The 9,072-nt window shown below is 77.5% G+C and carries 10 protein-coding genes; all 10 read left to right on the top strand.

Going from position 1 to position 9,072, the window contains the following annotated elements:
* Nucleotides 1-232 precede the first annotated feature (232 nt).
* The 10 genes from ACFW6P_RS25470 to ACFW6P_RS25425 all read left to right on the top strand — a co-directional run bounded on the left by ACFW6P_RS25470 (nt 233) and on the right by ACFW6P_RS25425 (nt 9,070).
* A complete protein-coding gene (locus ACFW6P_RS25470; protein WP_386424901.1) occupies nt 233-1,381 on the top strand; it encodes a 2-oxo acid dehydrogenase subunit E2 in 1,149 nt (382 codons plus the stop codon).
* A 44-nt stretch (nt 1,382-1,425) separates the two neighbouring features.
* Nucleotides 1,426-1,680: an acyl carrier protein gene (locus tag ACFW6P_RS25465; RefSeq protein WP_386353427.1), complete on the top strand. Its 255-nt coding sequence runs from the start codon at nt 1,426-1,428 to the stop codon at nt 1,678-1,680.
* A gap of 303 nt (nt 1,681-1,983) precedes the next feature.
* Entirely contained in the window at nt 1,984-2,490 is a 507-nt protein-coding gene (locus ACFW6P_RS25460; RefSeq protein WP_386353429.1) for a hypothetical protein, read from the top strand.
* Nucleotides 2,463-3,389 (top strand): hypothetical protein, encoded by a 927-nt coding sequence (locus tag ACFW6P_RS25455; RefSeq protein ID WP_386353431.1) that lies wholly within the window; start codon nt 2,463-2,465, stop codon nt 3,387-3,389. Before ACFW6P_RS25460 ends, ACFW6P_RS25455 begins: the two co-directional genes overlap by 28 nt.
* On the top strand, nt 3,373-4,785 hold the full coding sequence (locus ACFW6P_RS25450) for a V-type ATPase 116kDa subunit family protein (RefSeq protein WP_386353433.1): 1,413 nt from the start codon (nt 3,373-3,375) through the stop codon (nt 4,783-4,785). The genes ACFW6P_RS25455 and ACFW6P_RS25450 overlap by 17 nt, the downstream gene beginning before the upstream one ends.
* Entirely contained in the window at nt 4,782-5,204 is a 423-nt protein-coding gene (locus ACFW6P_RS25445) for an ATP synthase subunit C (protein ID WP_386353435.1), read from the top strand. The genes ACFW6P_RS25450 and ACFW6P_RS25445 overlap by 4 nt, the downstream gene beginning before the upstream one ends.
* A 2-nt stretch (nt 5,205-5,206) precedes the next feature.
* The gene (locus tag ACFW6P_RS25440; RefSeq protein ID WP_386353437.1) at nt 5,207-5,428 is read left to right on the top strand and encodes a hypothetical protein; all 222 of its coding nucleotides are present in this window, start codon (nt 5,207-5,209) and stop codon (nt 5,426-5,428) included.
* Nucleotides 5,425-5,943 (top strand): hypothetical protein, encoded by a 519-nt coding sequence (locus tag ACFW6P_RS25435; protein ID WP_386424898.1) that lies wholly within the window; start codon nt 5,425-5,427, stop codon nt 5,941-5,943. Before ACFW6P_RS25440 ends, ACFW6P_RS25435 begins: the two co-directional genes overlap by 4 nt.
* The gene (locus ACFW6P_RS25430; protein WP_386424895.1) at nt 5,940-7,676 is read left to right on the top strand and encodes a V-type ATP synthase subunit A; all 1,737 of its coding nucleotides are present in this window, start codon (nt 5,940-5,942) and stop codon (nt 7,674-7,676) included. The genes ACFW6P_RS25435 and ACFW6P_RS25430 overlap by 4 nt, the downstream gene beginning before the upstream one ends.
* Nucleotides 7,673-9,070: a V-type ATP synthase subunit B gene (locus tag ACFW6P_RS25425; protein WP_386353442.1), complete on the top strand. Its 1,398-nt coding sequence runs from the start codon at nt 7,673-7,675 to the stop codon at nt 9,068-9,070. Before ACFW6P_RS25430 ends, ACFW6P_RS25425 begins: the two co-directional genes overlap by 4 nt.
* The last annotated feature ends 2 nt before the right edge of the window (nt 9,071-9,072 follow it).

Raw genomic sequence — 9,072 nt, 5'->3', positions numbered from 1 at the left:
GGGGGCGCCCGCCGCCGATGCACACCCCCCCCGGCCCCCGCCCCCCCCCCCCCGGGGCGTCGGATAGCCCCCCCCCCCCCGGGGGCGCGGGCGGGGGGGGCCCCGCGCCCCGGGGCCGCCCTCCGGGGCCGAGGAGCCCCGTGCCGAGCGCGGCCGGGCGCGGGAGCCCGGCGGAGCCACCCCCGCCGCGCCGGCGTCCGCCGAGCCGCAACCGGCCGCCGGGGCCGGCCCCTTGATCCGGCACCTGGCGGCCGACCGGGGCGTCGACCTCGGTCAGCTGCACGGAACGGGCAGGGGCGGCCGGATCACCCGCGCCGACATCGAACACGCCGCCGCCCCGCCCGGGCCGCCCGCAGAAGCCACCACGCAACCCCTCGCCCCGCCCGGGTCGCCCGGGCCGCCCGTGGACGCCACCGCGCAACCCCTCACCGCGGCCGGGCCGGGCGCGGGTGCCCGGGTGCGGGCCACGCCCTACGCCCGGCGTCTCGCGAGCGAACTGCGCGTCGATCTGACGGACCTGCACGGCACCGGCGAGAACGGTGCGATCAGGGCCGCGGACGTCCACGCGGCGGCGGCCGCCCGGGCCAGGACGGAGCCGCGCGAGCGGGGCCCGCTCCCACCCGCACCACCGGACGGCGGACGGCACCGCCCCGCACCGGAACCGGCCGCCGCGGCGCACCGCGGCGAGAGGCCGGGCGGCGACGAGCGGCAGCAGCGTTCCGCCGCGATGCGCCGGGCCGTCGGGGACCTCATGAGCCGGTCCAAGCGGGAGATCCCGCACTACTACCTGTCCACGGTCGTCGACCTGGCGGCGGCGCTGCGGTGGCTGCGCGAGCGCAACCAGGGCAGGCCGCCGTCCGACCGGCTGATCCCCGCGGCCCTGCTGCTGAAGGCAGCGGCCCTGGCGGGGCGGGACGTCCCGCAGCTGAACGGGTTCTGGCAGGACGGCGGCTTCGTGCCCGCCGACGGCGTGCACCTGGGCGTGGCCGTCTCCTTGCGGGAGGGCGGGCTGCTCAGCCCGGTGATCCACGACGCCGACACCCTCCCGCCCGAAGCGCTCATGGCCACGCTCAAGGACCTCGTCCGGCGGGCGCGCCAGGGCCGGCTGCGCGGCAGCGAGCTGACCGGGGCGGGCCTGACCGTGACCAATCTGGGCGAGCAGGGCGTGGAGGCGGTGTTCGGCGTGATCCACCCGCCGCAGGTGGCCCTGGTGGGGTTCGGCACGGTCGTCGAACGGCCGTGGGCCACGGACGGTCTGCTGGGGGTGCGCCCGGTGGTGACCGCGACCCTGTCCGCCGACCACCGCGCGAGCGACGGCGCCGTCGGGGCGCGCTACCTCACGCGGGTGGACCGGCTGCTGCAGAGCCCGGAGGCGTTGTAGGCGCGGGAGGACACAAGGCCCGGCAGAAGCGAGGAGTGACCGCGATGGAGACCCTGAACAGCACCGACGCGCTGACCGTCCTGAAGGAGTCCCTCACCGAGATCGTCCCGGACGCGGACTTCGATCGCCTCCGCCCGGACGACAGGTTCCGTGACGCGCTGGAGCTGGACTCCCTGGACTTCCTGACGCTCGTGGAGATCCTCTCGGAGCGCACGGGGGTGCACATCGACGAGTCGGACTACCCCAGGCTGACCACCCTGGCCGACTCGGTGGACTTCCTGGTCGAGCGAACCGGGTAGCGCACCATCAGGTCCTGGCGGAACTCCTCGGCCGGCTCTCCGGCGAGCGTCGGGAGGACGCGGCGGGCCTCGCCCGACGCCCGGCCCGCTTCCCTGGTGTCCCGTTCGCTCATGGCAACCTTGCGCGCTCATGGTTCACGGCCCCGAGTCCACCGTCGCGCCGCCGGTGCCGGCGGGGCCAGGGCCGCCCGGCCCCTGCCGCAGGTCGAACGGTCCATATGTGGACGCCGCGTTTCTTCCCTAGCGTGGAGACACGAGCGGTGGCCGACGTCCGCGGCACCGGATTCGCACCAGGAGGTGCGTATGCCTGGATTCCGTGAGTTCCTCGCGCGCTTCCGGCCGGCCGGTTCACCGGGACCGGCCGTCGGCGGGAACGTCCCCGCGGACCGCTCCGCCGAACTCGCCGCCGAACTGAGCCCTCCGCTGGCCCTCCTGGACGAGGCCACCGCCGAGGCGGCCGCGCTCGTGGAGGCCGCCGAACGCGAGGCCGCCGAGCGGCGCCGCCACGCCGCGGAGCGGGCCGAACGGACGGTGAGCGGCGCACGGGCGCGCGCCCCCGAGGTCAGGAAGGAGACCGCCGCCCGGCTCGTGGCGGAGGCGGAGGCCGAGGCCGCCCGTGCCGAGGCCGCCTCCCGGGCGTACGTCCGCGAGCTGCGGCGGCGGGCTGCCGAGCGCACCCCCGCCCTGGCGGACCGCCTGGTGGCCCGGGTGGCCGGTGAACTGGCCGGTGAACCGCCCGGCGCACGCCGCACGGGCCCGGCCGGACCGTCTCAGGAGGCGTCATGGGCGCGGGATGGGCAGCGGGAGTGACCCGGGCGCGTGCGATGGCGGGCCGGCGCGTCGGCCCCGCCGCCGCACGCGACCTGGCGGGGGCGCCCGCCCTGTACGACGGCCTGCGCGCCCTGGCCCGTACGCCCTACCGCCGGGGACTCGACGTCCGGGCCGGATCGGCCGAGGCCGGGCGGACCGTCACGGCGGCGCTGGTGTGGCAGCTGCGCGTGCTCGCCGGCTGGCAGCCCCGGCCCGGTTCCGCCGCCGTACGGCTGCTCGCCGCACGGTTCGAGATCGACAACACCCGGGACCGCCTGCGGGCGCTCGCCGGTGCGCCGCAGCCGCCCCCGCACCGGCTGGGCGCCCTGGCGACGGCCTGGCCCCGCCTGTCCGCCGCGGCGTCCGCCGCCGAGGTGCGGGCCGTCCTGGCCGCCTCCCTGTGGGGCGATCCGGGGGCGGACTCGCCGAGGGCGATCCTCACCGGGATGCGGCTCTCGGCGGCGGCCCGCACGGTGGCGAACGTGCCGCCGGCCGCCCGCTGGGCGGCCGGGGAGGCCGCGCTGCTGGTGGCGCGGGAACGGTTCGTGGCGGCCCGTCCGCTGACGCCGCAGGCCTGCGCGCACGCGGTCCGCGCGCTCGGCGCCGCGGCCGTGCGGGCGACGGCGTTCGACGGCTTCCGCGCGGCCCTGCCGCCCGCGGCCCGCTGGGTCCTGGAGGACGTACGGGAGGCCGGGGACCTGTGGCGGGCCGAGGCCCGCTGGTGGCAGGCCGTCGAGCGGGACGGTCTGCACCTGCTGCGCCGGGCGCCGCTGGACGTGACGCCGGTCGTGGGGGCGGTGGCGGTCCTCGGCGCCGACGCGTGGCGGGTCCGCGCCGCCCTGGAGTGCGCCGCGCACGGCGGCCCGGCGCGGGAGGCCTTCGATGAACTCGTGGGCTGAGTCCTGGACCCCGTCCCGCATGCGGCGGGTGGCGGTCGTCGCCCCGCGCCCGGCGCTGCGGGAGGTCCTGGTGCGCGTCGCCGACGAGGGCTGCCTCGAACTGGACCGCGGCGGGCGGGACGGCGACGAGGCGCCGGGCCCGGCCGCGCGCCGTCTGAGGTCCCTGGGCGCCCCGTCCGTGCCGCCCCTGCTGTCGCCCACGCCGCCCGACCTCGACGCCCTGCGCGCCCAGGGCCGGGCCGACCTGCTGACGGGCGAGGAGCAGCTGGAGCGCTACCTGCGGGCCGCCGTGCCGCACGGTGGTGTGGCCGCGCTGGCCGGGTGGTGTCCGGCCTCCGACGTCGAGCGGCTCGGCGCCCGGCTCGCGGACGCGGGAGGCGCGGTGGTGCCGCTGCGGGCGCCGGCCGGTACGGATCCCCCGACCCGGCTGTCCGAGGAGGGCCGGGTGCGGCGGTCCATGGTGCCGCTCGTGCGCACCTACGGCACCGTCCCGTACACCGACATCGACCCCACGCTGCCCGCGGGTCTCGCCTACGTCGTCATGTTCGGGATGATGTTCGGCGACGCTGGGCACGGGTTGCTGCTGGTCCTCGCCGCGTTGCTGGTCCGCTCCGGGCGCCCGCGCCGCCGGCCGGCCCTGCGTCCGGCGTGGCCGTTCCTCGCCGCCGCGGGCGGCACCAGCGTCCTGGCGGGTGTGGCGTACGGCGAGTTCTTCGGCCCGACGGGGGTGCTGCCGGTGCTGTGGCTGAATCCGCTGGACGAGCCGACGCGGCTGCTGGGCAGCGCGATCGCGTTCGGGGCGGTGCTGCTGGCCGCGTCGTACGCGGCGGGCATCGTCAACCGGTGGCGGGAGGGCGGTCCGGGCCGGGCCCTCTACGCGGCCTCGGGAGTGGCCGGTGCCGCGGTCTTCCTCGGTCTGGCCCTGCTGGCCTGCGGCGTGCTGCTGCACGTGCCGGTCCTCACCGGTGGCGGGGCGGTCGTCGCCGTGGCCGGGCTGGCGCTGGCCGGCACGGGACTGTTCGCCGCGTCGGGGGGCGGGGCCGCCGGGGCGCTGGAGACCGGTGTGCAGTTGTTCGACGTGGTGATCCGCATCGGGTCCAACACGATCTCCTTCGCCCGGCTCGCCGCGTTCGGGCTCACCCACGCGGCGCTGGGCTCCATCGTCTGGCAGGGCACCACGGCCCTGGCGGGTGCGGGACCGGCGGCGCTGGTCGCGGCGGTGCTGGTGTTCCTGCTCGGCAACGCGCTGACCTTCTCCCTGGAGGCGCTGGTCGCCGGCGTCCAGGCCCTGCGTCTGGAGTTCTACGAGTTGTTCTCCCGGGTGTTCGACGCGGAGGGGCGGCCGTTCAGGCCCTGGCACGTGCCGACCCAGCCCCGCACGGAGGTGACACCATGATCACTTGGCTGATCGCGCTGCCGGCGCTGCTCGCGGCCTTCGCCGCCACACGCATGCTGCTGCGGCGCCGCGGCAGAGCCGCGCTGCGGTGGGTGCTCGCCGCGGACGGGGCGCTCTTCGCGGGGGCCCTGGCGCTGCTGCTGGTGGCCCTGAGCGGGGGCGCGGCGCAGGCGGACGCCGCGACGACGGCCGCCGGGAGTTCCGGCTCCGGCTCGGCGGCGCTCATCGGCGCCGCCATCGCGGTGGCCGGGGCCTCGATCGGCGCGGCGATCGCCGTCGCCTACACGGGCGCGGCGGCGCTGGCGGCCCTGAGCGAACGCCCGGAACTGTTCGGCCGCGCCATGGTCATCGTCGGCCTCGCCGAGGGCATCGCCATCTACGGTCTGGTCGTCGCCATCATCCTCATCGGGAAGGCGTAGCGATGGTGTGCGTGGCGGCGATCGGCGAGCGGCTGCGGGTGCTGGGCCTGGCCACGGCCGGTGTCGTCGTGCTGCCCGCCGACGACGCGGACGCGGTGCGGGAGGCCTGGAGGCGGCTCCCCGCGGAGACCGGGCTGGTGATCGTCACCCCGGCGGCGGCACGGGCGCTCGGCCCCACGCCGCTCGAAGGCGGCGGGCCGCTGGTCGCGGTGATGCCGCCATGACCAGGACCACGCTGCCCGAGGGGGCCGCCGCGACGGTGGAACCGGTGCGGGAGCGGCTGCTCGCCGCCGCCCGGGCCCGGGCCCGCACCTCGCTGGCCGAGGCGGACGAGGAGGCCGCCGCCGTGCTGCGGGACGCCGAGGCCCGGGCCGGGGAGATCCTCGCCGAGGCACGCGCCCAGGGCGAGGCCGACGCGGCGGCCGTCCTGGCGGCCGGGCGGGTCCGCGGGCGCCGGGCCGCCCGTGCCCGGGAGCTGCTGGCCCGCCGCGAGTGCTGGGAGGAGCTGCGCCGGCAGGTCGTGCGGGGCGTCGGGCAGCTGGCCGGCCCCGAGCTGCGGGAGCGGCTGGCCGAGCAGGTACGCCGGGTGCTGGGGCCGGACGCGCGGATCGTCGAGGCCGCGGACGGCGGCGTGGTCGGTGAGGCGCCGGGGCGCCGCGTCGACCTGTCCCTGACCGCGATCGCCCACCGGACGGCGGGGCTGACCGGCGAGGAGGTGGAGGAGCTGTGGGCGCCATGACACGCGACCCGGGCGGCGGCGGCCGCATCGTCCGTGTCGCCGGGCCGCTCGTGCAGGCCGAGGGCCTGGGCGGGACGGCCATGAACGACCTGGTCGCGCTGGGCGACGCGGCGCTGCCCGGTGAGGTGGTCGCGATCCGGGACACCGTCGTCACCGTGCAGGCGTACGAGTACACCGGCGGGCTCGCGCCGGGCATGCCGGCCCGCTCGCTGGGCAGGCCGCTGACGGCCGCCCTGGGTCCGGGCCTGCTGGGCGGGATCTTCGACGGGCTGCTGCGTCCCCTGTCGACGACGGGCGCCTGGCTGGAGCCCCGTCCGGCCGACGGGGGTCCAGCGGCACCCGTGGAGCGGGACTTCGTGCCGCTGGCGGCCGAGGGCCGCGACGCCGCGCCCGGGGACGTCCTCGGTGAGATCCACGACGCCGGGCCGGTGCGGGTGCGGGTCATGGCCCCGCCCGGGTGCGCGGGCCGCATCGAGTACCTCGCCGGGGCGGGCCGCTACGCCGAGGACGCGGTCGTCGCGACGGTGGCGGGAACGGACGTCCGGATCACGGCGCGCTGGCCCGTGCGCCGGCCCCGGCCCGTGCGCGGGCGGCTGGACTCCGCCCGGGCGCTGCACACCGGCCAGCGTGTCATCGACCTGCTCTTCCCGGTGGCGCTGGGCAGCACGGTCGCGGTGCCGGGCGGTTTCGGGACGGGCAAGACGGTGCTGCTCCAGCAGATCGCGAAGTGGTGCGACGCCGACGTCATCGTCTACGTCGGCTGCGGTGAGCGCGGCAACGAGATGGCCGACGTCATCGACGAGTTCACGGCGCTGACCGACCCGCGCACCGGCGGGCGCCTCGCCGACCGCACGGTGATCGTCGCCAACACCTCGAACATGCCGATGATGGCGAGGGAGGCCAGCGTCCACACGGGGGTGACGGTCGCCGAGTACTTCCGGGACATGGGGCTGGACGTGGTCGTCATCGCGGACTCCACCTCCCGCTGGGCGGAAGCGCTGCGCGAGTTCGCCTCGCGCACGGGGGCGCTGCCCGCCGAGGAGGGCTACCCGGCGGGGCTGGCCTCGTCGATCGCCGCGTTCTACGAGCGGGCCGGGGCGGTGACGACGCTCGGCGGGCACGAGGGGTCGGTCACGGTGATCGGGGCGGTGTCCCCGCCCGGCGGCGACATGGCGGAGCCGGTCACGGCCCACACCCAGCGTTTCGTGCGCTGCCTGTGGACCCTGGACCGGGACCTCGCGTACGCGCGGCACTATCCGGCCGTGTCGTGGGCGGAGTCCTTCTCCCGCGACGCCGGGGTCCTCGGCGGGCGCGCGGCGGCCCCGGACGACCCCGACCGGACGGCGCGCCGGGCCCGCGTGGCGGAGCTGCTGGCCGAGGCCGACCGGCTCGATGCCCTGGTCGACCTGCTCGGCATCACCGCGCTGCCCGACCGCGAGCGCGTCAGCGTGCTGGGCGGGCGGCTGGTGCGGGAGGGCCTGCTGCAGCAGAGCGCCCTGTCGGCGCGCGACGCCTACAGCGGCCCCGAGAAGACCGCGGCCCTGGCGGACGCGGTGCTGGCCGTCGTCGCCCGCTGCCACGAGCTTGCCGGTGCCGGGGTGCCGGCCTCCCGGGTCGAGGAGGTCGACTTCTCGCCCGTCCTGCGGGCCCGCGAGGAGGCCGGCCCGCACGACGCCTCGGTGGTGCGGACCCTGCGGGACGCGATGCTCGCCCGTCTGGGGGAGATGGCATGAGCGCCGGCCGTCCGGACTGGGGCCGGGTCGAGTTCACCTCGGTACGGGAGCTGCGCGGGCCGCTCGCGGTCGTCGACGAGGTCGAGGGGGTCGGCTGGGACGAGTTCGTGCTGCTGTCCCTCGACGGACAGGCGCAGCGGCACGGACTCGTCCTGGAGGTCGACCGGGGCACGGCCGTCGTGCAGGTCCTGGAGGACACCGCCGGCATGGACCCGGCGCGGCTGCGCGCCGCCTTCACCGGTACTCCGCTGCAGATCCCGGTCGGGCCGGGCTGGCTGGGCCGGGTGTGCAACGGGCGCGGCGAGCCGCTCGACGGCGGGCCGCCCGTCTTCGCCGCCACGCGGTCCGCCGTCGGGGGCAGTCCGGTCAACCCCGTGCGCCGCGAGCCGCCGGCCGAGCCGGTGCTGACGGGCGTCAGCGCCGTCGACGCCCTCACCACCCTCGTCCGGGGGCAGAAGCTGCCCGTCTTCTCGGCGGCGGGGCTGCCGCACCTGGAACTGGCCGCGCAGATCGCCGCCCAGTCCACGTCGGGCGGGGAACCGTTCTGCGTGGTGTTCGCCGCCATGGGCGTCACCCACGCGGACGCCGCGTTCGTCCGCGACGCGCTCGAGGAGCGTTCCGCGGCGGGCGAGTTGGTGCTCCTGCTGAACACCGCCGACGACCCCGTGATCGAGCGGATCCTCACCCCGCGCATCGCGCTCACCGTGGCCGAGCACCTGGCGTTCTCCCAGGGCCGCCACGTCCTGGTCGTCATGACCGACATGACGAGTTACGCCGAGGCCCTGCGCGAGGTCTCCGCGGCCCGCGGGGAGATCCCGGCCCGCCGCGCCTACCCGGGCTACCTGTACAGCGACCTGGCCTCGCTCTACGAGCGCTGCGGGCGGGTGCGGGGCCTGCCGGGCTCGGTGACCGTGCTGCCCGTGCTCACCATGCCCGCCGGTGACATCACGCACCCGGTGCCCGACCTCACGGGCTACATCACGGAGGGTCAGATCGTGCTCTCGCGCGGCCTCCAGGCCCGGGGCGTCTACCCCCCGGTGGACGCGCTGTCCTCCCTGTCCCGCCTGATGCGCAAGGGCGCCGGTCCCGGCCGGACCCGTGACGACCACCTCGACGTCGCCGCCCAGCTGCTGTCGGCCCTGGCCCGGGCCCGGCAGGTCAAGGAGCTGGCCGATCTGGTCGGCGAGGCCGCGCTCACCCCGACCGACCGCAGCTACCTCGACTTCGACGCGGCGTTCGCCCGCGGGCTCGTGGACCAGAGGCGCGACGAGTCCCGCACGCTGGAGGAGACCCTGGAGCGGGCCTGGCAGGTGCTGCTCACCCTGCCGCGCGGTCAGCTCACCATGCTGCCCGCCGCGTTCCTCGCCGCCCGTCTGCCGGCCGGGAGCGGGTGACG

This window comes from Streptomyces sp. NPDC058741 (assembly GCF_042746715.1).
Classification (GTDB): Bacteria; Actinomycetota; Actinomycetes; order Streptomycetales; family Streptomycetaceae; genus Streptomyces.
The sequence above is the reverse complement of the archived record's forward strand: the minus strand, read 5'-3'. Positions and strand labels throughout refer to the sequence as shown.